19 protein-coding genes are annotated in these 24618 nt (G+C 70.5%); 9 read left to right on the plus strand and 10 right to left on the minus strand.

Going from position 1 to position 24618, the window contains the following annotated elements; translation table 11 throughout:
* Window positions 1-263: 263 nt before the first annotated feature.
* Entirely contained in the window at window positions 264-2636 is a 2373-nt protein-coding gene (locus V1457_RS21735) for an ATP-dependent Clp protease ATP-binding subunit (RefSeq protein ID WP_200073363.1), read from the plus strand.
* Window positions 2637-2797: 161 nt separating this feature from the next.
* Here the strand turns inward: V1457_RS21735 and V1457_RS21740 are convergent, their stop codons facing one another.
* The 3 genes from V1457_RS21740 to V1457_RS21750 form a co-directional block, all read right to left on the minus strand.
* Window positions 2798-4120, minus strand: coding sequence for a hypothetical protein (locus V1457_RS21740; RefSeq protein WP_233628487.1), 1323 nt, complete (start codon window positions 4118-4120; stop codon window positions 2798-2800).
* 144 nt (window positions 4121-4264) lie between these two features.
* Window positions 4265-4660, minus strand: coding sequence for a hypothetical protein (locus V1457_RS21745; protein WP_200073364.1), 396 nt, complete (start codon window positions 4658-4660; stop codon window positions 4265-4267).
* A gap of 365 nt (window positions 4661-5025) precedes the next feature.
* Window positions 5026-6321 (minus strand): hypothetical protein, encoded by a 1296-nt coding sequence (locus V1457_RS21750; RefSeq protein ID WP_200073365.1) that lies wholly within the window; start codon window positions 6319-6321, stop codon window positions 5026-5028.
* Window positions 6322-6898: 577 nt separating this feature from the next.
* On the opposite strand from V1457_RS21750, the gene V1457_RS21755 reads away from it, so the two are divergent.
* A complete protein-coding gene (locus tag V1457_RS21755; protein WP_200073366.1) occupies window positions 6899-7207 on the plus strand; it encodes a hypothetical protein in 309 nt (102 codons plus the stop codon).
* Between the two features lie 78 nt (window positions 7208-7285).
* Here V1457_RS21755 and V1457_RS21760 read toward each other — a convergent pair whose 3' ends face one another.
* The gene (locus V1457_RS21760; protein ID WP_338596399.1) at window positions 7286-8674 is read right to left on the minus strand and encodes a citrate:proton symporter; all 1389 of its coding nucleotides are present in this window, start codon (window positions 8672-8674) and stop codon (window positions 7286-7288) included.
* Window positions 8675-8864: 190 nt separating this feature from the next.
* Between V1457_RS21760 and V1457_RS21765 the strand changes: the two genes are divergently transcribed.
* Window positions 8865-10565, plus strand: a complete 1701-nt coding sequence (locus tag V1457_RS21765; protein ID WP_338596401.1) for a sensor histidine kinase — start codon at window positions 8865-8867, stop codon at window positions 10563-10565.
* Complete coding sequence (locus tag V1457_RS21770) at window positions 10562-11221, plus strand: response regulator (protein WP_338596403.1); 660 nt, start codon at window positions 10562-10564, stop codon at window positions 11219-11221. Before V1457_RS21765 ends, V1457_RS21770 begins: the two co-directional genes overlap by 4 nt.
* 42 nt (window positions 11222-11263) lie before the next feature.
* Here the strand turns inward: V1457_RS21770 and V1457_RS21775 are convergent, their stop codons facing one another.
* The 3 genes from V1457_RS21775 to V1457_RS21785 all read right to left on the minus strand — a co-directional run bounded on the left by V1457_RS21775 (window position 11264) and on the right by V1457_RS21785 (window position 13887).
* A complete protein-coding gene (locus tag V1457_RS21775) occupies window positions 11264-12049 on the minus strand; it encodes an alpha/beta fold hydrolase (RefSeq protein WP_338596404.1) in 786 nt (261 codons plus the stop codon).
* 123 nt (window positions 12050-12172) lie between these two features.
* Window positions 12173-12967 (minus strand): methyltransferase domain-containing protein, encoded by a 795-nt coding sequence (locus V1457_RS21780; RefSeq protein WP_338596406.1) that lies wholly within the window; start codon window positions 12965-12967, stop codon window positions 12173-12175.
* The gene (locus tag V1457_RS21785; protein WP_200073371.1) at window positions 12964-13887 is read right to left on the minus strand and encodes an ABC transporter substrate-binding protein; all 924 of its coding nucleotides are present in this window, start codon (window positions 13885-13887) and stop codon (window positions 12964-12966) included. Before V1457_RS21785 ends, V1457_RS21780 begins: the two co-directional genes overlap by 4 nt.
* 436 nt (window positions 13888-14323) lie before the next feature.
* Between V1457_RS21785 and V1457_RS21790 the strand changes: the two genes are divergently transcribed.
* From V1457_RS21790 to V1457_RS21800, 3 genes are all read left to right on the plus strand, one after another.
* Window positions 14324-16117, plus strand: coding sequence for an NAD(P)/FAD-dependent oxidoreductase (locus tag V1457_RS21790; RefSeq protein WP_338596407.1), 1794 nt, complete (start codon window positions 14324-14326; stop codon window positions 16115-16117).
* A complete protein-coding gene (locus V1457_RS21795) occupies window positions 16114-17796 on the plus strand; it encodes a hypothetical protein (RefSeq protein WP_338596409.1) in 1683 nt (560 codons plus the stop codon). Before V1457_RS21790 ends, V1457_RS21795 begins: the two co-directional genes overlap by 4 nt.
* Before the next feature lie 248 nt (window positions 17797-18044).
* On the plus strand, window positions 18045-18806 hold the full coding sequence (locus V1457_RS21800) for an enoyl-CoA hydratase-related protein (RefSeq protein ID WP_295148093.1): 762 nt from the start codon (window positions 18045-18047) through the stop codon (window positions 18804-18806).
* Between the two features lie 52 nt (window positions 18807-18858).
* Here V1457_RS21800 and V1457_RS21805 read toward each other — a convergent pair whose 3' ends face one another.
* The 3 genes from V1457_RS21805 to V1457_RS21815 are packed head-to-tail and all read right to left on the minus strand — an operon-like array spanning window position 18859 to window position 20517.
* On the minus strand, window positions 18859-19272 hold the full coding sequence (locus tag V1457_RS21805; protein ID WP_200073374.1) for a DUF5313 family protein: 414 nt from the start codon (window positions 19270-19272) through the stop codon (window positions 18859-18861).
* A gap of 19 nt (window positions 19273-19291) precedes the next feature.
* The gene (locus tag V1457_RS21810; RefSeq protein WP_338596413.1) at window positions 19292-19972 is read right to left on the minus strand and encodes an HAD-IA family hydrolase; all 681 of its coding nucleotides are present in this window, start codon (window positions 19970-19972) and stop codon (window positions 19292-19294) included.
* Complete coding sequence (locus V1457_RS21815; RefSeq protein WP_338596415.1) at window positions 19879-20517, minus strand: MmpS family transport accessory protein; 639 nt, start codon at window positions 20515-20517, stop codon at window positions 19879-19881. Before V1457_RS21815 ends, V1457_RS21810 begins: the two co-directional genes overlap by 94 nt.
* Before the next feature lie 209 nt (window positions 20518-20726).
* Between V1457_RS21815 and V1457_RS21820 the strand changes: the two genes are divergently transcribed.
* Window positions 20727-23081 carry an acetyl-CoA acetyltransferase gene (locus tag V1457_RS21820; RefSeq protein ID WP_338596417.1) on the plus strand — a complete coding sequence of 785 codons (2355 nt, stop codon included), beginning with the start codon at window positions 20727-20729 and terminating at the stop codon, window positions 23079-23081.
* Window positions 23082-23441: 360 nt separating this feature from the next.
* Window positions 23442-24455, plus strand: a complete 1014-nt coding sequence (locus V1457_RS21825) for a methyltransferase (RefSeq protein ID WP_338596418.1) — start codon at window positions 23442-23444, stop codon at window positions 24453-24455.
* Window positions 24456-24618: the final 163 nt, after the last annotated feature.

Consider the following 24618-nt stretch of genomic DNA (forward strand, 5'->3'; position numbering starts at 1 on the left):
GGCCGCTGCCGGAGCGGCAGGCGGGCCGCGAGCGGCCGCCCGGGGCCTGTTCGCCAGGGACGAACACGCCCCCGTAGATCGCTTCATCTGGAATGGTCGGACGGGCCCGTCCGTTAACCAGGGGAGTCGACGACAAGAAAGCCCGACCGCACCAGCGGTCCCGAGTTAGACCAGCAAGACCGGCCGCGCGAGCGGCCACCAGTTGCACTGGCCGGCCAGCGGCCGGAGTCACGTCGACCGCCACGGCGGTCAGGGGAGTGCGAATGTTCGAGAGGTTCACCGACCGCGCTAGGCGGGTGGTCGTCCTGGCCCAGGAAGAGGCCCGGGAGCTCGGCCACAGCTACATCGGCACCGAGCACGTCCTGCTGGGCTTGATCCAGGAGGGCGGGGGTGTCGCCGCCAAGGCGCTCGAGTCGTCGGGGCTGGACCGCGCAGATGTGCGCCGGGAAGTCGAGGAGACGATCGGCCGGGGCGAGCGCTCACCGGCCGAGAACCTGCCGTTCACCCCCGGTGCCAAGAAGGTGCTGGAGCTGTCGCTGCGCGAGGCGCTGCAACTCGGCCACGAGCACATCGGCACCGAGCACATCCTGCTCGGCCTGCTCCGCGAGGGCGAGGGCATCGCGGCCCAGGTCCTGATCAAGCTCGGCGCCGACCTCGACCGGCTGCGCGAGGAGGTGCTGCAGCTGCTGTCGGATTCGACCGGCGGTGGCGCGGAGCCCTCCGGCGCCGGCGCGCGGGGCGGCGGCCAGCCGTCCTCCGCTACGACGCTCGACCAGTTCGGCTCGAATCTGACCAAGCGCGCCACCGACAACGACCTGGACCCGGTGATCGGCCGGGAGCAGGAGACCGAGCGCATCATGCAGGTGCTCGCCCGGCGCACCAAGAACAACCCGGTGCTGCTCGGCGAGGCCGGTGTCGGCAAGACCGCCGTCGCCGAGGGCCTGGCGCAGCGGATCGCGGCAGGCGACGTGCCGGAGACGCTGCGGGACAAGCAGCTCTACACGCTGGACATGAGCTCGCTGGTCGCCGGTGCGCGCTACCGCGGTGACTTCGAGGAGCGCCTGAAGAAGGTGCTCAAGGAGATCGACAGCCGTGGCGACATCATCCTGTTCATCGACGAGATCCACACCCTCGTCGGCGCCGGGGCCACCGAGGGCGCGATCGACGCGGCCAACCTGTTCAAGCCGGTGCTGGCCCGCGGCGAGCTGCAGGTCATCGGCGCGACCACGCTGGACGAGTACCGCAAGCACATCGAGAAGGACCCGGCGCTGGAACGCCGCTTCCAGCCGGTCCAGGTGGGCGAGCCGTCGCTGGACACCTCGGTGCAGATCCTGCGGGGCCTGCGCGACCGGTACGAGGCGCACCACCGCGTGACGTTCACCGACTCCGCGCTGACCACCGCGGCCAGCCTGGCGGACCGCTACATCAGCGACCGCTACCTGCCGGACAAGGCGATCGACCTGATCGACGAGGCCGGTGCGCGCACCCGGATCAACCGGGTGATCGCCGGTGAGGACGACGCGGAGACCGAAGCGCAGGTCGGTGACGAGCAGATCGCCGAGGTGCTGGCGAACTGGACCGGCATCCCGGTGTTCAAGCTGACCGAGGAGGAGACGACTCGGCTGCTGAGCATGGAGGACGAGCTGCACAAGCGCGTGATCGGCCAGGAGGACGCGGTCAAGGCCGTGTCGCAGGCGATCCGCCGCACTCGTGCCGGGTTGAAGGACCCGAAGCGTCCGGCCGGTTCGTTCATCTTCGCCGGCCCGTCCGGTGTGGGTAAGACCGAGCTGTCCAAGGCACTGGCGGAGTTCCTGTTCGGCGACGACGACGCGCTCGTGCAGATCGACATGGGCGAGTACCACGACCGCGCTACCGCGTCGCGGCTGACCGGTGCTCCTCCCGGCTACGTGGGCCACGAGGAAGGCGGGCAGCTGACCGAGAAGGTGCGGCGCAAGCCGTTCTCGGTGGTGCTGTTCGACGAGATCGAGAAGGCGGATCAGGAGATCTACAACACGCTGCTGCAGGTGTTGGAGGACGGTCGCCTGACCGACGGTCAGGGCCGCACGGTGGACTTCAAGAACACCGTGCTGATCTTCACCTCGAACTTGGGCACGGGCGACATCTCCAAGGCCGTGGGCCTGGGCTTCTCCGCGGGGAACTCGGCGGAGTCCAACTACGAGCGGATGAAGTCCAAGGTCAACGAGGAGATGAAGAAGCACTTCCGGCCGGAGTTCCTGAACCGCATCGACGACGTGATCGTGTTCCACCAGCTGACCGAGAACGAGATCGTGCAGATGGTGGACCTGCTCACCGGCCGGGTGGAGAAGGCGCTCAAGGGCAAGGACATGTCCTTGGAGCTGACCTCGACGGCGAAGAAGCTGCTGGCCAAGCGCGGGTTCGACCCGGTGCTGGGTGCGCGGCCGCTGCGCCGCACGATCCAGCGCGAGGTGGAGGACCGGCTGTCCGAGAAGATCCTGTTCGGCGAGGTCGAGGCCGGCCAGATCGTGATCGTGGACGTCGAAGGCTGGGACGGCGAAGGCTCCGACGACCAGGCGCAGTTCACCTTCCGCGGCGAGACCAAGCCGTCGCCGGCGCCGGACGTCGCACCGGCCGACTTGGCCGGCTCCGCCGGCTGACGCCGCAGAACCGATGACCGCCGCCGCACCGGAACCTTCCGGTGCGGCGGCTTCTGCTATCCGGCCCGGATGAGATGGACGCCGGTCCGGTGGCGGAAACTCAGCCGTCGCTGACCGGAGGAGTCGTGGCGGGATGACCGGTGCCCGCACCGGTGCATCGCCTACCTGGCCGCGCGCCGGTTGCGCAGGAAACGCAGGAATGACCGGGTCAAGTTCACCAGGACCAACGTCATTCCTGCCCACGGCAGCAGCAGCATGAAGATCCGGACGAGGCCGACCGCGGTTCCGGCGATGCCCCCGGCTCGCGCGAACTCGCCGACGCCGCGGGCCTGGTCGAGCAATGCTTGCCACAGCCCGGGCAGCACGTAGGGCGCGAGCGCCAGGAATCCGATGATCCAGTAAGCCAGGCACGGGATCACCAGCACGACCCACACCGCGATCACCCGCCGAGTCCACGGCTTGAGCTCGCGCACCCGCGGATGCGGCTCCCGGCCGGGCACCATGCTGCGCAGCGTCGGCCCCATCCGGTCGAACAGGTCGGGCACGCCGACGAGATCGCTCAGGATGTAGTACCCGTCGAGCCGGATCGACGGCAGGAACTGCCAGACCGTCGTCGCTTGCCAGGCCACCAGCGCGGCCAGCAGCCACGCCGAGTCCGTGCGGGCGTAACAGGCGATCATGATCAGGATGGCGAGCGCGTTGAAGTAGATCCCGCCGAGGTCGGTGCGCAGCCTGCCACCGCGGCTGAGCCGGTAGGAGTCGGTCACGGTGCTGTACATCGCCGGCCAGACCAGGTAGATGCCCACACCCATGGTGCCGGGCCGGGCGCCGCCGTAGCGGCAGGCCGCGACATGGCCGAACTCGTGGAACAACCCGGCGCCGGTCAGCAGCCCCAGCACCAGCAGGATCTGCTCCGGCCGCTCGATCAGTGATTGCGCGCCTGCGACGAGCCGTCCCGCCGCACCGTTGGTGGCCAGCCAGATGTCGGCGGCCGCGAACCCCGCCACGACGAGCACCACGACGGGTGGCCAGAACAGGGGCATGAACACGCCGGCGATGGCCGACACGACGCGCTCGGGCAGCAGCGCGACCCGGAACCGGAGTGCCAGCAGCCGGTCCCGCCCCTTCGGCAGCGGCTGCTCAGGACGGTCCGCGCCCGCCGCGACCATCCCGGCCTTGTGCAGCCTGTTGTCGATGAGGAAGGAGACCTGCTCGGCGGTGATCTCGCGGCCCACCGTGTCGCCGAGGTCGGTAGCGACCTGCGAGAAGCTGCGGTGCCCGTCGAGCTGCGCCGCGAGCAGGTACAGCAGCCGGGACACCTGCAGGACCTGGCCGTCGGGGCGGCGGACGAGGTACGGCGGTTCGCGGTGCCCGGATCCCTGGTACTCGCCGATCAACTCGGTGCCGGGCATGAGCGCGGGTACCGCGTGATCCGCGACGTCCGATTCGGCGGCGGGATCACCCGGCGCTGGCGTGGTGTCCAATTCGCCCCCAGGCGTTGGAAAAGTTCCGCGTGGCCCCGGCGGCTCCGGAGACCGGCCGGTTCGGTGCTGCCGCGTCGAATATTGAACGACCGCGGCGGGCCGGCAACCTGGTCGCCGGCCCGCCGCGGGGTTCAGGGCGCGCGATCAGCCGACGTTGCCGCCGCCGTCACCGCCGACACCGTCGCCACCGATTCCGTCGCCGCCGACGCCGTCGCCGCCGTCGCCGCCGTCGCCGCCATCGCCACCGGCACCGCCGTCACCACCGGCGCCGCCGTTGCCGCCACCCTGGCCACCGCCGTTGCCGCCGCCCTGGCCGCCGTCGCCGCCGGTGACATCACCCGTCGTGGGGTCGCCGGAGTGCTCCTGCGAGACGTCCGCGTCCACCCCTTCGGTGCCGTGCGGCGGGGTGTGCACCACGGTCACGTCGCTGCCTCCGGGCGTGGGGAAGGCGAGCGTCGTCATGACCGAGCGGGCGGGCAGCAACTCCACGCGCTGATCTTCCAATTCCACGGAGCTCAGCAGCGGAAAGGTTTCAGACATCAGAAAACTCCTTTCGCGTGAAACACAACGAACTCCGGGAATTGCGGACCGAGGATGCCCCTGATTCCTCGCCGGCGGTCCGTTCTGGTGAATCGGGCCGAACGTTAGAAGCGCCGGAACGGCCGCGCAGGCCGACTCACTCCCCCGGCGGGCGGCCGCCGACGCCCGTTCGCGGAGCGGGTCCGCGCGTGGTACTCACCCGCCGATCAACCTTGGCAAGTTTGCCAATGCTCGAGTGGGACGGCTGGTACGCCGCAACTCGCGCAAAACCGGCCGTGGCGGATGCGCGCAATCCTCGGAGATCGGTTCCGCTGTGTCGTGGCCGCCGGGAAGCGCTCGTCCCGGCGGCCACGGCCTCACCGTGCTCAGTGATTCCGCTGCGCGATGTCGGCGAGCCCGGCGACACCGCCCGCACCGCCTTGGCCACCGGCGCCGCCGAAGTCCTGGACGCCGTCCAGCCCGCGCAGGCCCTGCAGCCCTCCGGTGCTGCCGATCCCTTCGCCGTCACCACCGGTTCCGCCGTCGCCGCCGTTGCCGCCGGCGCCGTTGGTCACCTTGATCGTGCTGCCGCCCTGATGCGAGAGGGTGCCCGCGTTCGGCAGGCCGCCGTGTCCGCCGGTGCCTCCGGTTCCGCCGTCGCCTTCCCGCTCGTAACCGCGGGGCAGGTCCTGCGCGCGGGCGTTCTCGGTACCGGCGTCGCCGCCCACGCCACCGATGCCACCCGCGCCGCCCGCGCCGCCGCGGAGGTCGACGACGTCCGGCCCGGTGCTGATGATGGTGCCGCTCGGACCGTTGCCGGGTCCGGCGCGACCATTGTCGGCGTCCGTGCCGCCTCCGCCGTTGCCGCCGTTGCCGCTGCGGGTGGAGGCGGTTCCGTCGCCGCCCGTGCCGCCGACACCGCCGGTTCCGCTGTCGCCGCCGGTGACGGTGATCTCGTCGGTTCCGTCGCCGCTGTAGATCCGGCCCAGGTTGCCCGCGCCGCCGCTACCCGCGTTGCCGCCGTCACCGCCGCGCGAGTCGGCGGGATCGGTGCTGCCCGGGCCGCCCTTGCCGCCTTGGCCGCCGTTGCCGCCCGGACCGCCGGTCACGTCGACCGTGTCGTCGCCGGTGCCCGCGTCGATGACGCCGGACTCGGTGACTCCGGCGCCGCCGTTGCCGCCGCTGCCGCCCGCGCCCGCGCTGCCGCCGTCGCGCGGGGTGGCGCGCGTGGCTGCGGGGGTTCCGTCGGCGTTCTTGCCGTTCTTGCCGTTGCGGGCCTTGCCGTAGTCGCCGTCGGGGCCGAGGAAGCCGTTGCCGCCGTCGCCGCCGTTGCCGCCGCTGCGGCCGGTGACGATGATCTCGTCGTCGCCGTCACCGGCTTCGACCGTGCCCGCGACGGCTCCGCGCAGCACGATCCGGTCGTTGCCGGGGGTGCCTCGGAGGGTCTCGCCTTCGGGTACCCCGCGGTCGCAGACGATGTCGTCGCCGGAGCCGTTGGAGGTGCGGGTGCACGATGCCGGGTCGGCGTGCGCGGCAGGCACGGAGGCGAGGCCGAAGGCCACGGCGAGCACGCTCGCGCCGGGCAGCGCCCACAGGTTCCGGAGGGAAGTTCCGGTGCCCGGGTGCGCGGCAGGCGGGGCCGGGTCTTGGGGCGAGAGTTCCGGATGCCGTCGATGGGTCATCGACACAACTCCTCACTCAACGTGATCTTTTTGGGCCGAACAGTCGAAGATCTTAGGCTGAACGGGCCTGGGCCCGCCGGAATCGAAAGAGTGGTGTCGGATCACTCCCGGCCGCTTTCACCTGATCGGTGGGGTGCCTCGGCGGCGCGGTGGATTGTCGCCGCACGACGATTGGAGAACGCGTCCGAAGTGTGGAAACGGCACTTTCAAAGAAATTCAGGCACGCATTATCAATATCTCAGAAGGGATCCGAGGCGCGCTTTCCTGGTCGATCACGTTAGTTCGCCGGAGCGGCGCTCCGGATTGGCCTGCAAGGTCATTTCCGAAGGTGATCATGGCTGCTAGCAGCATTATTGCCATGTTCCGTCACAGCAGCGTCACAGCGGACCGGTTCCGGTGGGAGTCGGTCGATTGTTCCGTGGAACGCTCGGCCGCAGCCGCATTCCGCAGTGCGCGGGAGTGGCCGAACCCCTACCTTCGAGCTGCTACCAACGAACTGGGGCGTTGGGATGGGGGATCCGGGCCGGGCATCGATCTCCGGGGAATTCCGCCAACCCCTTCGACGAAGGAGGACCAAGTGTTCTATGCGACTGAACCGCTCAGCTACGCCGAGCTGGAAGACGAGCGCGTGGAGTTCCTGCCCGCACGCACGGTCATGACGACCTTGCCGCTCGCGCGGGGAGGCGGACCGGGGGTCGTCAACGGCGGCGACGGCGGCGACGGCAGCAGTGGCGGCGGCGGCAACGGCGGCGGTGACGGTGGCGATGGTGGCGACGGCAACGGCGGCGTCAGCGGCGGGCCGGGCGGATTCGGCGGCAATGGCATCGGCGGCAACGGCATCGGCGCCCCTGGTGTGGGCGGCCCGGGCGGTGGCAACGTCTGGTGACCGGCGCCGGGAGCTGCGAGGTGGGCCGGTCGCGCGACCGGCCCACCTCCGCATCAGCCCGAATTCAACGCACCCGCATCAATGCACCGAGACCAGCCCGAGCGCGAAGCCGGCCGCGATGACCACCGCGGAGACCAGCAGCGCCCACTTGATCGCGAACCGGTGCTGGTCACCGAGATCCACCCTGGACAGCCCGATCAGCACGTACATCGCGGGCACCAGCGGGCTGAGCATGTGGATCGGCTGGCCCAGCAGCGACGCGCGGGCGATCTCCATCGCGGGGATGCCGTGCTGCGCGGCGGTCTCGGCCAGGATCGGCACGACGCCGAAGTAGAACGCGTCGTTGCTCATGAAGAAGGTGAACGGCACGCTCAGCACCGCGACCACGATGCTGAAGTACGGGAACAGCGCATCCGGCATCCCGTGCAGCAGGTACTGCGCCATCTGCTCGATCATCCCGGTGCCGGAGAGCACACCGGTGAACACCGCGGCGGCGAAGACCATCGAAACCACCGCGACGACGCTGTCGGCGTGCGCAGCGAGCCGCTCGCGCTGCTGCTTGACCGTCGGGTAGTTCACGATCAGCGCCACGCCGGTACCGATCATGAACAGCACCGCGATCGGCAGCACACCGGTGATCAGCGCGACCAGCAGTGCGGCGGTCAGCGCCGCGTTGAACCAGATCAGCTTCGGGCGCAGGCTGTCGCGTTCCGGCGCCAGCACGTCGAATTCGCCCGAGTCCGCCGGAGTGCCCGAATCTGCCGAAGCGCCGGTGTCCGCCGAAGATCCGGCGCCGGCCGCTGGGCCGGTGGCGACACCGCCGCCACCGGCGGTGACCAGCTCCGCCGACCGGGTCCGCGACTTCGCCCGCTCCCGCACGCCGAGCACGTAGGCGATGCCGAACACCGTCACCAGTCCGGCGCCCAGCGCCGGGATCATCGGCACGAACATCTCCTGCGGGTCCAGCTGCAGCACGCTCGCCGCCCGCGCGGCCGGGCCGCCCCAGGGCACGATGTTCAGGATCGCGTTGGTCATGCAGGCCAGGCCGGTCATCAGCACCGGGCTCACACCGAGCTTGCGGTAGATCGGCAGCAGCGCCGAAACGGTGATCATGAACGTGGTGGTGCCGTCACCGTCCAGCGAGACCACCGCGACCAGCGCGACCGTGCCCATGATCAGCTTCAGGGGGTCGTCGCCGGTCAGCTTGACCACCACGCGGGCGATCGGGTCGAACAGCCCGGCGTCGATCATGATGCCGAAGTAGAGGATGGCGAACATCAGCATCGCCGCCGTGGGGGCCAGCGAGGTGATCCCCTCGGTGACCATGTCGCCGAGGTCGGGCGCGAACCCGGCGAGCACCGCGAACGCGGCCGGGACCACGATCAGCGCGACCATCGGCGCGAGCCGCTTGCTCATCACCAGGTAGAGGAAGATCCCCACCATCGCCAAGCCGAGCAATGCGATCAACGCACTACCCCCTTTCCGTGACCTCGGCGTGGCCGGGGGTAACCACGACGTGGCCCGGGCAACACCGTTGTTCCAACCGGCGGAACCGTAGGGGCTCGATGCCGGGGCGGGGGAGTGTTGCCGACGTTGTCCGCCTATTCCGCGTTCACGGCGTTCTGCGCGTTTTGCTCCCTCGGTAGGGTCGGGTGCCATGTCCCGCCGCCGACCCATGCGGTTCGCCCGGCAGGTGCTCGCGCTGCAGATCGGGCTGATCGTGCTCGTCGCAGGCGTCGGTTTCGCACTCGCCGGCTCGTTGCTCGAGCGCAGCCTGGTGCACCAGTACGGGCAGCGCGCGCTGGGCGTGGCTCGCGCGGTCGCCGCCGACGCCGAGCTGGCGGCGAACGTCGCCGACCCCGCTTCGCGACCGCTGGTCGCCGAGCGGGCCGAGCGTGCCCGGCGAGCGACCGGCGCGCTGTTCATCGTGGTCACCGACGAACGCGGCATCCGGCTCTCGCACCCGGATCCGGTCCGGATCGGCCGGCCGGTGAGCACCGACCCGTCGCGGGTGCTCGCCGGCGGGGAAGTCGTCAACGTGCGGCGCGGCACGCTCGGCCCCTCGGCGCGCGGGAAGGTGCCGCTGCGGGACCCGTCGGGGCGGGTGCTCGGCCAGGTCAGCGTCGGCTTCGACGCCCAGGAGATCGACAGCACCTTCCTGCGGCTGATGAGCACCTCGGCGCTGCTGACCGGTGGGGCGCTGGTCGTCGGCGTGGCCGGTTCGACGTTGCTGACGCGGCTGCTCAAGCGGCGCACGCTGGGATTGGAGCCGCACGAGCTGACCGGCCTGCTGCGCCAGCGCGAAGCGGTGCTCTACGGCATCGGGGAGGGCGTGCTCGCGGTCGACGCCGCCGGCCGGGTTTCGGTGGTCAACGCCGAGGCCCAGCGCCTGCTGCGGATCAGCGTCGAGCCGGGCACCCCGGTCCGGGCGCTCGACCTGCCGCCGCGGCTGCGCGCGGCGCTGCTGGAGCAGCGGGCCGAGGATCTGCTCACCGTCACCGAGGATCGCGTGCTGCTCGCCCGGTACCGGCCGGTGCGCCGCGGCGGCACCGACCTCGGCGGTGTGGTGACGCTGCGCGACCGCACGGATCTGGAGAAGCTGACCCGGGAGCTGGAGGCGGTGCGCGGCACGGCCGACGTGCTGCGCGCGCAACGCCACGAGTTCACCAACCGGCTGCACGCGCTGTCGGGGCTGCTGCAGACCGGGCATCACGAGGACGCGGTGGAGTACCTGCAAGTGCTGTCCGCGGGCTCGGTCGCCGGACTCGGCCCGGCCGCCGCCGCGGTGCGCGATTCCTACCTGGTCTCGCTGCTGTCGGCGAAGAAGGCCGCGCTGGGGGAGAAGGGCGTGTCGTTGGAACTCGGGGAGACCAGCTGGGTCGCGACCGGTGTCGCCGCGCCGGTGGAGGTCACCACGGTCGTCGGCAACCTGGTCGACAACGCGGGCGAGGCCGCGCGCGCCGGAGCGCGGCGGCCCGCGCGCGTGGAGGTGGACCTGCTCTCCGACGGCACGACCTTGCACGTGTCGGTCGCCGACACCGGCGACGGGATTCCTGCCGAGGCGCGCGACGGCGTCTTCGCCGAAGGTGTGTCCACCAAGGAGGGTCAGGGGCGCGGTCTCGGCCTCGCGCTCACCCGGCAGGCGGCGGGCAGCCTCGGCGGCGAAGTGCGGCTGACCGATCCCGGCGGAGCCGAGCACGGGGCGGTGTTCGTCGCACGGCTGCCGGGCGCGTTGGAGCCGCGGCGGGCCGGTGCAGCCCCCGAGGACTCGGAGTCCACAATGGACAGCAATGCCACGAGGGACGAAGGCGGCGCGGCCGACGCCGAACCTCCCGAGGAGCAGGAGGCGAACCGATGATCCGGGTCCTCGTCGTCGAGGACGACTTCCGCGTCGCCCGGGTGCACGCCGAGTTCACCGACCAGGTGGCTGGCTTTCGCACCGTCGGCATCGCGCATTCCGCCGCGCAGGCCCGCGAGCTCGTCGACGAGCGGTACCCGGACCTGCTGCTGCTGGACAACTACCTGCCGGACCGCTCCGGGATAGCGCTGCTCGGCGAGCTGGACGTGGACGCGATCATGCTCACCGCGGCGGCCGACCCGGCGTCGGTGCGCGCGGCGCTGGCCGCCGGGGCGTTGAACTACCTGGTCAAACCGTTCACCGCGGACCAGTTGCAGCAGCGCTTGACCGCCTACGCGCACTACCACGCGCGGCTGCCCGCCGAAGGCGGCAAGGTCGACCAGGCCGAGATCGACCGCGCGATGCGGCTGCTGCACGAGGGCGACCAGCCCGGCACGCCGAAGGGCCGCTCGACGATCACCACCCGGCTGATCGTGGATGCGTTGCGCGGCGCCGAAGGCCCGTGTTCGGCCGCCGAGGTGGCCGAGCAGCTCGGCGTGGCGCGCGCGACGGCGCAGCGCTACCTCGCGGGGCTCGCCCAGGACGGCAAGGTGGACATGACCTTGCGCTACGGCGCCAGCGGTCGTCCGGAGCACCAGTACGCGCTCATCGAGTGAGCCGATCTCCCGCGGGATTTCCGTTGCGGCGCCCGGCATTCCCTATTCGGCCAGGAAATCCCGCACCAGGTCGGTCGCCGACGGGCGGCGCTGCAGGAAGTAGGCGTGGCGCGCGTCCGGCAGCAGGTGCAGCCGGGCGTCCGGGATGCGTTCGGCCAGCAGCGGGGCGTTGTCCGGCGGGGTGAGCCGGTCCTGTTCGCCGTGCAGGACCAGCGTCGGCGCGGTGATCCGCGGCAGCACCTCCCAGGCGTCGTGCTCGTTGCTGGCCACCAGGTGCCTGCGCTTGGCGTGCGCGGGCATGTCCGGGTCGCCGAGAACCTGGTCCGTGCGGGGATCTTCGGCGGGCCAGGACGGCGTGAACATCAACTCCACCAAGGCCTGCCGCGCGGCACCGGGATCCGGCTGGGCCAGCGCGCGCCGCACGTCCGCGTCCCGCTCCGTCGCGTGTGGACCGCCGGGCGAGGTGCAGCCCAGCACCAGCCGCCGCACCCGCCCGGGATGCAGCGCGGCGAGCCATTGCGCGACGCGCCCGCCCATCGACGTGCCGTAGACGTCGGCGCGTTCGACGCCGAGCTCGTCGAGCACCGCGACCACGTCCGCGGCGAAGCCCCGCGTGGAATAAGGCTCGTCCGGTTTCCCGCTGCCGCCGGTTCCGCGGTAGTCGACCGTGATCGTGCTGTGCGCGGGGTGGAAGTCCTCGCGGACGCCGTCCCACCAGCGGTGGTCGTTCGCCTGACCGGCCAGCAGGACCAGTGGGTAACCGGTGCCCTGGCGTTGGTGGGCAAGTGCGGTTCCGTCGTGCGCGCGCACCTGGTCTGCGGCTGGCATCGGATCCCCTCCGGCGGACGTCTCGTCGTGGCGCCCGTCAGCTTTTCAAAAGACCCGGACAGCTTTTTCAGAGGCCCGGACAGCTCTTCAGGGGCCCGGAGCGATCAACGCAGTCGCCCAGCGTCAGCGGGTTTCGAGCCGGGCGCTGGTGAGCACGCCGGTGAACGCGGCCGAGAGCTCCACCTCGCCGGAGGTCTCGTGGTGGTGCAGCCACTCCTTGATCTCCGGCCGGTCCGCGGCGTGGGTGCGCAACGTGTCCCCGACGATGCGCTGCCACACCTGCTGGTTGACCCCGAAGCTGAACGGCTCGGAGGTGACCGCGAGACCGCGCTCGGCCAGCAGCGCGGGCAACCGGCGGCCCGCCCACGCCTGGGGCAGCGAGTCCCGCATGATCTCGACGATCTCGTCCACCAGGCTCGGGCGGAACGGTCCCGTCGGGAGCAGCATGGCGCCGTAGTCGAGCTCGAAGCTGACCAAGCGCCCGCCCGGGCGCAGCAGCCGCAGCAGCTTCTCGGCCGCCGCCCCGAGATCGTCCTGGTAGATCAGCACCCGCTCGGTGCGCACCACGTCCGCGGAGCCTGCGAGCTCGCCGGGTTCGGTGAGGTCGTGCACGTGCCAGCTCAGGTTCCGCGTCGACAACCGCTCCTGCGCCTGCGTCAGCAGCTTCTCGTTGCGGTCCGTGCCGCGCACCGCGACGTCCGGGTGGTCGGTGGCCAGCCTGCCGGTCTCGATGCCCAGCCCGCAGCCGGAGTCGACCAGGACCTCGCCGTCACGCAGGTCCATCGCCTCGCGCATCGCCCGGTGGATCCGCTGGATCCCGGGCAGCCGGTCGACGGTGTGCAGGAACTGCGCGAGCGTGTCGGCGCTGCCCCGCTCGGGCGCGCGGAATCCGGTGTGCAGGTCGAATCCGGCGGTCATGCGGCTATCACCATGGGTCCGATGTCGAGGGGTGCTTGCAGGTTGCCGAACAGCTCCATCAGCGTCGCCACGCGCTGCAGGCTCGTGACGTCGGTGCTGAGGGGGTATCGGCTGGGGGAGAGCACGGCGGAGATCCGCTCGTCGATCTTCAGGTCCCGTTGCAGCACGGTGCGCAGCGTCGACGGGTTCTGGCAGCGGCGTTGCGCCTCGCGCAGGGCGGAGCGGAACGCGCGCAGCGTGTTCGGGCACTTCTCGATCAGCGGCGCCAGCGCGCCGTATCCGTCGATCGGGATCTGCGCAGCGGCGCCCGCGGTGGGGTCGACCAGGCGTTTCACGCCGTGCTGCACTTCGGCCGCGGACAGGAACGGTTCGGGAAGGAACGCCGCGTCGACGTCGCCGGACAGCAGGGCGTCGGTCATCTTCGGGAACCCGCGCTGCACGTAGCGGACCTGATCCGGGCGTATTCCCGCGGTTTGCAGCTGGGCATTCGTGGTCAGCGTGGCGACGTTGTCGAATGCGTTGACGCCCACGGTCTTGCCCGCAAGATCCGCCGCCTCGTTCAGCCCGGAATCGGATTCGGCCACCACCGCGAAGTTGTCCGGCGCGGCCCGGCTGCCTTCGGCGATGATCCGGGCGGGGCCGCCGCCCGCGAAATTCTGGATCAGCGACGGGTAGTTGCTGAACGTGATATCGAGTTTCCCGGACAGCAGCTCGGGGACCGCGAATGCGCCGCTGGCGACTTGTTGCAGCCGGACGTTCAGTCCGGCTTGCTGGAAAAGGCCTTCCTGGGCGGCGAGGTGCAGCGGCGCTGCGCCCACGATCGGCAGCGCCCCCACCAGCAGTTCCGGTTGCTCGATGCCCTCGGTGCGCGGAACCGTGCCGCTTCGGGTGCTGCCCAGCGAGGTGGCACAGCCAGTCATGGCGAATGCGCCGAGAGTGCCGGCCAACAACGTTCGGCGGCTGGGTCGGTTCGCGCTCATCGGGTGCCGAGAATGCCACGTTACGGCGGCGCTGGGAAACATGACAGATTTCACGTCGGCGGCCTTGCCCGAACTTGCCGCATTCGCGGGCCGCGGCCGGCCCGCTTGCCGTTTCTTGCGCCGGTGGGATTCAGGCGCGAACGGCGGAAATGTTCTCCCGCCGTTCGCGCGGAAGTTTCGCCGCGGCCGGCTGCCGCCGGCAGTTTATCGCATTGCGTGCACGAATCGACACGTTTCGAAATATTAAATCAGTCGGTTGACTTAAAACCTGTTGTCCGGTAGGTCTGGAATGGGCGGCGAGCACCAGCGGACGCGTCCTGCGCCATCCAGCGCGGCCCGGCCGGTGTGGCGGATCGAGGAGAGAAGAGGCAGTCGCATGACCGACCAGCCGGACGCCTGCACCGGGCTCGGCTTCGACCCGGAGGAGCTGCGCGCGCGGTACCGCGCCGAACGCGACCGGCGGCTGCGCCCGGACGGCTCGGCGCAGTACATCGAGCCGACCGGCGACTTCGGCTACTACGTCGACGATCCGCACGCGGTGGAGTTCACCAGGCAGCCCTGTGTCGACGACGTGGACGCGGTGGTGGTCGGCGGCGGATTCGGCGGCCTGATCGCGGGCGCGCGGCTGCGCCAGGCCGGGCTCGGCTCGATCCGGATCGTGGAGCGCGGCAGCGACGTGGGCGGCACCTGGTACTGGAACCGCTACCCGGGCGTTCGCTGCGACATCGAGTCCTACATCTACCTGCCGCTGCTGGAGGAGGTCGGCTATGTGCCGACCGAGAAGTACACCTGCGGCGCGGAGATCCACCGGCACGCCCAAGCCATCGCGGAGACCTTCGACCTCTACCGCGAAGCCTGCTTGCAGACCGAGGTCACCGGTGCGGAGTGGGACTCCGAACGGGGTCGCTGGACGGTCACCACCGACCGCGGCGACCGCATGACGGCCCGCTACGTCGTGTTCGCCTGCGGAGTCTTCGGCCGCCCGAAGCTGCCCGGGATTCCCGGCATCGACGGCTTCCGCGGGCACACCTTCCACACCAGCCGCTGGGACTACGCCTACACCGGCGGCGACCAGACCGGCGGGATGCACCGGCTCGCGGACAAGCGGGTCGCGGTCATCGGCACCGGTGCCACGGCCATCCAGTGCGTGCCCCACCTGGCGACCGACGCCGAGCGGCTGTACGTCTTCCAACGCACACCGTCCGTTGTGGACGAGCGCGGCAACCGTCCCACCGATCCGGAGTGGGCCGGCGCGCTGCGCCCGGGATGGCACCGGCGGCGCCGGGACAACTTCCTCGCCGTCGTCGCGGGCCGGGCGGACGCGGACCTGGTGGGCGACCGGTGGGGCGATCTCACCCGGCACTTCCAGGCCGAGCTGGCCAAGCTGGACGACCGGGAGATCGACGATCCGCAGCGGCGCGAGCTCGCCAGGGAGATCGCCGATTTCCGCAAGATGAACGACATCCGCGCCCGCGTGGAGTCCATCGTGGACGACGATGCGACCGCGCGGGCGCTGCAGCCGTGGTACCGGCACGACTGCAAACGGCCTACCTACAGCGACGAGTACCTGCCCGCGTTCAACCGGCCCAATGTGACCCTCGTGGACACCGAGGGGCGTGGTGTCGAACGCATCACCGCGAACGGCGCGGTCAGCGGCGGTGTCGAGTACGAGCTGGACTGCTTGATCTTCGCGACGGGCTTCGAGATCGGCCGCGCGCACCCGGCGTTCTCCGGTCCGCCGATCCGCGGGCGGGGCGGGCGCACGCTCGCCGAGCACTTCCGCGGTGGGATTCGCACGCTGCACGGCTTCACCAGCCACGGCTTCCCGAACCTGTTCTGCATGGGGCTCTCGCACAACGCGGTGGCGGTGAACTTCGCGCACGTCCTGGACGACCAGGCCGCGCACATCGGCGCGATGATCGCGGAGGCGGAAAGGCGTCAGGCGCCCTACGTCGAGCCCAGCGCGGCGGCGGAGCGCGAGTGGACCGAGTCGATCCGGCGGTCCGCGCGCCCGAACAAGGTGCAGGCGGAGTGCACCCCGGGCTACTACAACAACGAAGGCAAACCGCCGCCGGTGCGCGAGTCGTACACCGGCGACGCCCTCGAGTTCGCGGAGTTGATGCGGAGTTGGCGAGCGGGTTCCGGCCTGGCGGAGGTGCTGCCGGAATGACGAGCGAGTTCACCCCGGCGACCGATTCCGGTGCCGCCGCAGGATTCGGCGCCACTTCCCGCTCCGGTCCCGCTGCCCGCTTCGGCACAGTTTCCCGCTTCGGCACTGCCGGAAGTTCGACACCGCGCAGTACCCGCTGGGACGTGGCCAGGCTGACCGAGCCGAACCGGCTCTGGGGCGCCAACGGCATCGCATTCGGCCCCGACGGGCGGTTGCACGTGGCGCAGGTCCTGGGTGGACAGATCAGCGCGGTGGACACGACTTCGGGCGATGTGGAGGTCGTGGTCGGGCAGGACGGCCCGGTTCGCACGCCCGACGACGTCGCGTTCGGCGCGGGCGGCGAGATGTACATCGCCGACATCGCGCCGGGCAGGGTGTGGCGGCGCGACGCGGCGGGCGAGCTGGATCTCGTGGCGAGTTCGGTCCGGTTGCCCAACGGCATCACCTGCCTCGGCGACCGGCTGTTCGTCAACGAGATGCGCCCGGACGGAGAGCTGGTCGAGCTGTTCGGATCCGGTGCCGAACCCGCGCTGCTGACCGGCGGCCTGGCGATGGGCAACGCGATGCAGATCGGCCCGGACGGGAAGCTGTACTACCCGCACATGCGCACCGGCCAGGTCTGGCGGATCGCTCCGGACGGCGGCGTTCCCGAACTGGCCGCGGAGGTCGGTTCACCGGTCGCGGTGCGGTTCGACCGCGCGGGCACGCTGGTGGTGCTCTCCACCGGACCGGCCGGGCTGATCACCCGCATCGACCTGGCTTCCGGGAACCGGACCGAGGTCGTGACCGGGATCGGCGGGCTGGACAACGCCGCGTTCGACGACGAGAACCGGATGTTCGTGTCCAGCTTCGCGCACGGCGGAGTCATGCAGGTGCAGCAGGACGGGCGCAGCCGGGAGATCGTCCGGCGCGGCCTGAACGGCCCGTACGGGATCGCCGCGGGCCGCGGCGGCACCGTTTACGCGGTCGACCACTTCAGCTTGGCGCGCACGACCGATTCCGGCGCCGTCGCTTCGGTGGACGTCGTCGGCGGCGGAATGCCCACGTTCGCGCGTTGTGCCGCCGCGGACGGCGACGGGCTCGCGCTGAGCACGGTGACGGGCGAGGTGCACGCCTACGACCCGCAGCGCAGGTCCACGCGGCGGAGGGCCTCGGGTCTGGGCGAGCTCACGGGGATCGCGGTCGGGCCGGGCGGCGAGGTCGTCGTGGCCGCATCGGGCTCCGGCCGGGTCCTGCGCCTCGACGAGTCGGACGAGGTGCAGGTGCTCGCCGACGGGCTCGATCATCCCGTGGGCGTGGCCGTCGACGATGCCGGTGCCTGCTACGTCGGCGACGACCGCCGCGGGCAGGTGCTGCGCCTCGACGACGAGCCGGTCGTCGTGGCCGACGGGCTGGGCGAGCCGCAGGGGATCGCCGTGCTCGGCGACGAACTGCTGGTGATCGAGGTCGAGCATCGGTGGTTGCGCCGGATCTGCCTGCGCACGGGCGCGAGCACGATCGAGGCCGAGGACTTGGCGGTGGGCCTGCCACTCGGCGGGGCCGAACCGCCCGACGGCGGCGGGATGACCTACCGGCCGCCCGCGTTCGCCGATCTCGCGGTCGCGCCGGACGGCTCGGTGCTCGTCGCGGCCAACGGCGAAGGAAGCGTGCTGAGGCTGCGGCCGCCGCCAACGGCCTGAGCCCCGTCACCTGTGGTCATCGGCTGCGCCTCCCGTGTTCGGGTTCTGATCGTGGCACGCGTGCGCATGCGGGCTGTTCGGCAGGACCGCGGTCTTCTGCCGACAGCCGGTGTCTGATGGGGTTGCCCGGTGTTTGATTGGGGTTGCGCGGTGTCTGATTGGGGTTGCGCAGCTCCGCGTGTCCCGACCCACCTCTCGAGCAAGGAGCAGAACGTGTCGCAGAAAGCGCTGCTGAACGAGTCCGGCCGATGAACGTGCGCACCGAAACCCGCGGCCGGGTCGCGGTGATCCGCATCGACCGGCCCGAGAAGCGCAACGCCATCGACGCCGTGACCACCCGCGAACTCGACGAAGCGCTGAACCGGTTCGAGGACGACGACGAGATCTGGGTGGGCGTGCTGACCGGCACGCCGGAGTTGTTCTGCGCGGGCACGGACATAGTTTCCGGCTCAGGTGGGCCCACCGAACGCGGCGGGAAGTACGGCCTCGTCCGCCGCAGCCGGACGAAACCGCTGATCGCGGCGGTCGAGGGGCTCGCGCTCGGAGGCGGTTTCGAGGTCGCGATGGCGTGCGATCTGGTGGTCGCCTCGGATGCGGCGTCCTTCGGGCTGCCGGAGACGATGCGCGGCTTGGTCGCCACCTCCGGCGCGCTGCTGCGCGCGATGCGTTGCCTGCCGCTGAACGTCGCGCGGGAACTGCTGATCACCGGTGCGCGACTGGATGCCCGCCGTGCCTACGACATCGGGTTCGTCAACCGGCTCGCCGACCAGGGCGCGGCGGTGGAGTCCGCGCTCGCGATGGCCGAGGAGATCTGCGCGGCCTCACCGGCCGCCGTCCGCGCGACCCTGCAAGCGCTCGAGGAGCAGTGGGCCGAGGCGGACGACACCGGCTGGGCGGCGACCGCGCGGGCGCAGGAGCGCATCGAGTCCGGGCCGGACTACCAGGAAGGCCTGGCGGCGTTCGCGGAGAAGCGCGCGCCGCGGTGGAGCGGTCCCGGGCCGGTGACCTGAGTCCTCAGTGGACACCGGTTCGCGGCTGGCAGGACGCGGAGCGCGGCGGCTGCTACCGCGAATCGGTGCCGGAGCCGGGATCGGCGCGGTAGATCGCCCGGTAGCGCTCGGCGGCCTGCTCATCCATCCGGCCGCGGACCGCCGAGCCGTGCCCGGGCGGAAAGCCGTGCCTGTTCAACCGCGCGTCCACGCTCTCCACCGAACTCGTCAGCACGATGCGCAGCACCACGAGCAGTCCCAGCAGCACCGGACCCAGCGCCAGCGCCCACGACCCGCTCATCCAGTACAGCGCGATCAGCAGGACCGCGGCCAGGGGAGCGATGAACAACATCCCGCGCACGCACACCCGCAGCACCCACGTGCGGCAGGTGGCGTCGTGCAGGACCCAGTCGCGGTAGCGCTCCGGCAGCGTGCCGCCGTACTGGTAGTACAGCCACAGCAGCGGATTCGGACGGTCGATCGCCACCACGACATGTTAAGCGAGCTCAGTCCGGCACCGGCCACCCGTCCGCCAGTCCGGCCAGTCCCCACAGGTCGCGCCAGGTGTGATCGGCGGGTTCACCGGCCTGCTGCGGCTCGTCGTGCCGGTTGATCCAGGCGGTGCGCATCCCGAACCGCTTGGCGGGCGCGTTGTCGTACTTGAAGCCGAACGCCACGTGCCGGATCCGCTCCGGGGTCACCCCGATGCGTTCGAGCGCTTGCCGGAAGAACTCGGGGTCGGGCTTGTAGGTGCCGCAGTCCTCGGCGGTTATCACGTCGTCGAACGGCACCCGCAGGTGCCGAAGGCTGTGCGAGATGAGGTCCCGGTCGGTGTTGGACAGGATCACCAGCCGTACTCCGGCCGCGCGGGTCCTGGTCAGACCTCTAACGGTGCTGCCATGTCCACCTCCCGTGTCCGGCGCACAGCTTGGTCGATCGGCTGCCCGGTCGACGATCCGGGACGGGGTGTGCCGGCTGCTCGCCGGAACCGCGCAGTCGCACCGGAGGCCGATCGGCGCGGGACTCGCTGTTGCGTCGGAATTCGCCGATTTCACCGCCGGAGAAACGGGCCTGATCTCGCCGGTCCCCGGTGTCAGAGCCCCGAGTTGCCCGTGCAGGACGCGAACGTGAAGGGGCCGGTGCTGGTGTTCTCCGCGACGACCTCGCCGTCGATGGTGAGCCTGCACTTGATGTCCCCGCCGCCGCTGCCGTTCTGCACGGTCAACATGTAGACGTCGAAGCCGTCCGACGCGGCCTGCTCCTTGAACCACGGCAACTCGGGCGAACTCTCCTCGGACCGCCCGCTGCCGGCGCCGTACGAGAGGCTCATCGCGTCGCCGCTCCCGGTGACTTCGTACCGAACCGTCCCCGAAGCGCCTTGTGCCGCGGGTTCGGTGTCGATCGGGTTCGGTGCGCCGGTCCCGGCTCCGTTGATCGTCTTGTCCAGCTGCTGGACCAGCACCGCTTGCACGACCACGGTCAGCACGATGGCCAGCACGCACAGCGCCGCGCCGATCGCGGCGACGACCTTCTTGGTCCCGAAAACGGCGATGACGGCCAGGATCAAGCCGACGAACGCGGCCACGGCCGTCAGGTTGTTGAAGATCGGCAGGATCGAGCCGCAGACCCCGACGATGCCGAGGATCAGTCCCGCCCAGGCCAAGCCTCGGAACTTCTCCTGCGCCGGTGCCTGCGCGGGCGGGTACTGCTGCGGTGCTTGCGGATAGGTCAAACCGTCCCCCTCTGCCAGGTTTCCTCGGTTGATCACTCTATACACATGGTCAAATCCGTTTTGTAGTCGCGGTGCTCACCCGCGGCTGCGGGCGAGCAAGAAGTCGACGAGGTGGCCGGTGAGACCGTCGAGGCAGGATGTCGTGGTCACGTGGCAGCGTGCAGCGGCCGGAGCGGGCACCGAATTCGCCTGCGGAACAAGGAGAATCCATGAGGGAACTCGATCCACGCACTCCGGTGCTCGTCGGCGCAGGGCAAGCTTCGGAGCGCGTCGACGAGCCCGGCTACCGGGGCATGTCGCCGGTAGAGCTTGCTGCGGAGGCTGCCGCTGCGGCGCTGGGCGACGCGCAAGCGGACGGCCTGGCCGCGGCGGTCGACACGGTCGCCGGGGTGCGCCAGTTCGAGATCTCCACGCCGGGCGCGCCCGTGCCGCTGGGCAAGTCCGACAACTATCCGCGCTCGGTGGCGGGCCGCATCGGTGCCGCCCCGCGCCGCGCGATCCTCGAAGTGGTGGGCGGGCAGTCGCCGCAGCACCTGGTCACGGAGCTGGCCGGGACGATCGCGGCGGGGGAGTCCGAGGTCGCGCTCGTGTTCGGCTCGGAGGCGATCTCCACGAGCCGCCACCTGGCCCGAGCCGAGGACAAGCCGGACTTCACCGAGCACGTCGACGGTGACCTCGAAGACCGCGGTTACGGCCTGAAAGGGCTGATGACCCGGCACCTTGCCGCCCACGGGCTCACCGACGCACCGAGCCAGTACGCGTTGTTCGACAACGCCCGCCGCGCGCGGCGGAAGGAATCTCGCGACGAGTACGCCCGCGCGATGGGCGAACTGTTCGCCCCGTTCACGAAGGTCGCCGCGGCGAACCCGCACGCGGCCGCGCCGGTCGAACGCGACGCGGCCGAGCTGGCCACGCCCAGCGAGCGCAACCGCGTGATCGCGGATCCGTACCCGAGGTTCCTGGTCGCGCGCGACCAGGTGAACCAAGGCGCTGCCGTGCTGCTGATGTCGATCGCCGCCGCCCGGCGGCTCGGCGTACCGGAAGACAAGTGGGTGTTCTTGCACGGCACCGCGGATCTGCGCGAGCGGGAGCTCATGGAGCGGGCCGATCTGTCGAGCAGCCCCGCTTCGGTGCTCGCGGTGCGGCACGCGCTGGATGTCGCGGGGATCGGCATCGCTGACGTGTCCACTTTGGACCTCTACAGCTGCTTCCCGATCGCGGTGTTCAACATCTGTGACGGGCTGGGGCTGGACCCGGGCGATGCGCGCGGGCTCACGCTCACCGGTGGGCTGCCGTTCTTCGGCGGTGCGGGCAACAACTACTCGATGCACGCGATAGCCGAAGCAGTCGCCCGCCTGCGCGCCGAGCCCGGCACGTACGCGCTCGTCGGGGCGAACGGCGGGTCGCTGAGCAAGTACTCGGCCGGGGTGTACTCGACCACGCCCGCCGGCTGGCGCGGCGACCGCAGCGCGCAGTTGCAGGCCGAGATCGACGCCTGGCCCGCGCCGGAGGAGGAGCTGCAGGCCGACGGGTGGGCCACCGTCGAGACCTGCACCGTCAAGCACGGCAAGGACGGCCACCGCACCGGCATCGTGATCGGACGGCTGGAAGGCGACGACCGGCGGTTCATCGCCACGACCGAAGACGCCGAAACCCTCGACCTGCTCTCGACCGGTGAGCCCATCGGCGCCCGCGTCTACGCGCGCTCGTTCGGTTTCGGCAACCGCGTCACCACCACCGAGCAGCGGATGGACGCGCTGTTCCCGCCGCGCCCGAAGGTGCTGCGCGAGGACTACGAACACGTGCTGGTGCGCCGCGACGGGCACCTGCTCGAGGTCACGATCAACCGCCCGGAGGCGCGCAACAGCCTGCACCCGCAGGCCAACGAGGAACTGGACGAGGTCTTCGACGCCTTCTTCGCCGACCCCGAGCTGTGGGTGGCGATCCTGACCGGCGCCGGGGACAAGGCGTTCTCCGCGGGCAACGACCTGCACTACTCCGCATCCGGCAAGCCGATGTGGGTGCCCAAGAACGGATTCGCGGGGCTGACCGGCCGCCGGGACATGACCAAACCGGTGATCGCCGCGGTCAACGGATACGCGATGGGCGGCGGCTGCGAGATCGCGCTGGCCTGCCAGCTGGTGGTGGCCGACGAGACCGCGCACTTCGCGCTGTCCGAGGTCAAGGTCGGACTCGTCGCGGGATCCGGCGGTCTCGTCAGGCTGCCGCGCGCGGTGCCGCCGAAGCTGGCCAACGAGATGATCCTGACCGGCAAGCGGCTCACCGCGGCCGAAGCTCAGCAGCACGGCTTGGTCAATCGCGTCGTCGGCCCGGGCGCCGCGCTGGAGGGCGCTCGCGCGCTGGCCGCCGAGATCCTGGACGGCTCACCCACCTCGGTCCGCGTCTCGTTGCAGATCATGAACGAGACCGCGGGCATCGCCGACACCGTCGACGCGGTCGCGCACCCGTCACCCGCGTTGGACGAGCTGATGGTCAGCGAGGACAGCGTCGAAGGCGTCACCGCGTTCGCCGAGAAGCGCCGTCCTCGCTGGCGCAACCGCTGATCGCTCGTGCTCCGGCACCGGACCCGGCCCAGCAACGGAGGGAACCATGCGGCGAGGTCGTCGGTTCGTTCGCCGAGCTGCGCGGAGCGGGTGCGCTCATCCGCGAACTCGCCGCCGCCCACTCCGTGCGATGCAGCCGGCTTTCGCCACCGATGTGTTCGCTGCGCGCAGTTGTGCGGATTTTCGGATGGGAATATTTGTTTTGGATTATACCGAGCAGTTGGTGGATGGTTTTGGCGTGCGAGAAGGTGCTGCTGACGCCGTCCGGTCGTGCAAGGTGTCATTGACGTGCAGTCCGGATGCTCGCGAAGATGAACGCGGGAAATGGACGGTCGTGTTCGTCGGCGCTGAGGAGAATGTATGTCCGGTGCCCAACCTCCGGAATTCCAGCTGCTCGAGCAGAGCGTCGGCTACTTCTACTCGGCCGCGCTGCGCGCCGCCGCGCTGCTGAACATCGCGGACCACCTCGCGGGATCGGCCAAAAAGCCGGACGAACTGGCCGAATCGGCGGGGGTGCACGGGCCGTACCTGCATCGGCTCCTTCGCTTCCTGGCCACCCGGGACGTGTTCGCCGAAGACGACGCGGGCAGGTTCCACCTGACTCCATCGGCGGAGTTGCTGCGCACCGACGCGCCGCGTTCGATGCGCTCGGCCGTGCTGATGCTGACCGACCAGGTTTTCTGGAAGCCCGCAGAACTGCTCGACGAGACGGTGCGCGCGGGCGCCACGCGGTTCGAGGAGGTCTTTCCCGCGCCGTTCTTCGACTGGCTGGCCCAGGACGAGCAAGCGGGCGATGCTTTCCACTTCGGCATGGCTGCGATGTCCGATTCGGAGAACCGGCGGATCGCGGCGGACTATGATTTCTCCGGCTGCTCGAAGCTGGTCGACGTCGGTGGTGGCCAGGGCGGTTTCCTGGTGGAAGTCCTCCGGAAGTCGCCGAACCTGCACGGCGTGCTCTTCGATGAGGAGCACGTCCTCGCGCAACATCGACTCGGCGAAGTCCGACATTCCGGCGGCTGCGAAGCGGTCATCGGTGACTTCTTCAGCGCGGTGCCATCCGGTGCCGATGCCTACGTCCTCAAGCGAATCCTGCACGACTGGGACGACGAGGAAAGCACGCGCATTCTCGCGCGGTGCCGCGAGGCGATGGACCCGGACGCCCGCGTCCTCGTGATCGATGCGGTCATCCCGGCGGGAAATGAGCCGCATCCGGGAAAAGCGCTGGACATGCTGCTCATGACGTCGCTGTCGGGCAAGGAGCGGACCAAGGCGGAGTTCGAAGCGGTGTTCGCAGGTGCCGGGCTGTCCGTGACGCGCGTGATCCCCACATCCACACCGCTGTCGATCGTGGAAGGCGAGCGGGAGTCGGGATAGCCGCCGCGGCAGGAGTGGATGCGCCGTCGCCCTACCGGCTCAGCCGCGCTCGACCGTCCCCGGCGCGGGGCTCTCTTGTGGTCGACTTCGTGCACCGTCTACGGTCGCCGAAACGCGTCGCCAGTGCGGGCGGTCGTGGGTGCGCTGAACGCCGCGTTCTTCC

Source organism: Saccharopolyspora sp. SCSIO 74807, from assembly GCF_037023755.1.
In the GTDB taxonomy this organism is placed as follows: Bacteria; Actinomycetota; Actinomycetes; order Mycobacteriales; family Pseudonocardiaceae; genus Saccharopolyspora_C; species Saccharopolyspora_C galaxeae.

Coding starts and splice junctions, on each gene's coding strand:
- V1457_RS21735 (WP_200073363.1), top strand. CDS start 264: ATGTTCGAGAGGTTCACCGACCGCGCTAGGCGGGTGGTCGTCCTGGCC.
- V1457_RS21745 (WP_200073364.1), bottom strand. CDS start 4,660: ATGTCTGAAACCTTTCCGCTGCTGAGCTCCGTGGAATTGGAAGATCAG.
- V1457_RS21750 (WP_200073365.1), bottom strand. CDS start 6,321: ATGACCCATCGACGGCATCCGGAACTCTCGCCCCAAGACCCGGCCCCG.
- V1457_RS21765 (WP_338596401.1), top strand. CDS start 8,865: ATGTCCCGCCGCCGACCCATGCGGTTCGCCCGGCAGGTGCTCGCGCTG.
- V1457_RS21770 (WP_338596403.1), top strand. CDS start 10,562: ATGATCCGGGTCCTCGTCGTCGAGGACGACTTCCGCGTCGCCCGGGTG.
- V1457_RS21775 (WP_338596404.1), bottom strand. CDS start 12,049: ATGCCAGCCGCAGACCAGGTGCGCGCGCACGACGGAACCGCACTTGCC.
- V1457_RS21780 (WP_338596406.1), bottom strand. CDS start 12,967: ATGACCGCCGGATTCGACCTGCACACCGGATTCCGCGCGCCCGAGCGG.
- V1457_RS21785 (WP_200073371.1), bottom strand. CDS start 13,887: ATGACTGGCTGTGCCACCTCGCTGGGCAGCACCCGAAGCGGCACGGTT.
- V1457_RS21790 (WP_338596407.1), top strand. CDS start 14,324: ATGACCGACCAGCCGGACGCCTGCACCGGGCTCGGCTTCGACCCGGAG.
- V1457_RS21795 (WP_338596409.1), top strand. CDS start 16,114: ATGACGAGCGAGTTCACCCCGGCGACCGATTCCGGTGCCGCCGCAGGA.
- V1457_RS21800 (WP_295148093.1), top strand. CDS start 18,045: ATGAACGTGCGCACCGAAACCCGCGGCCGGGTCGCGGTGATCCGCATC.
- V1457_RS21820 (WP_338596417.1), top strand. CDS start 20,727: ATGAGGGAACTCGATCCACGCACTCCGGTGCTCGTCGGCGCAGGGCAA.
- V1457_RS21825 (WP_338596418.1), top strand. CDS start 23,442: ATGTCCGGTGCCCAACCTCCGGAATTCCAGCTGCTCGAGCAGAGCGTC.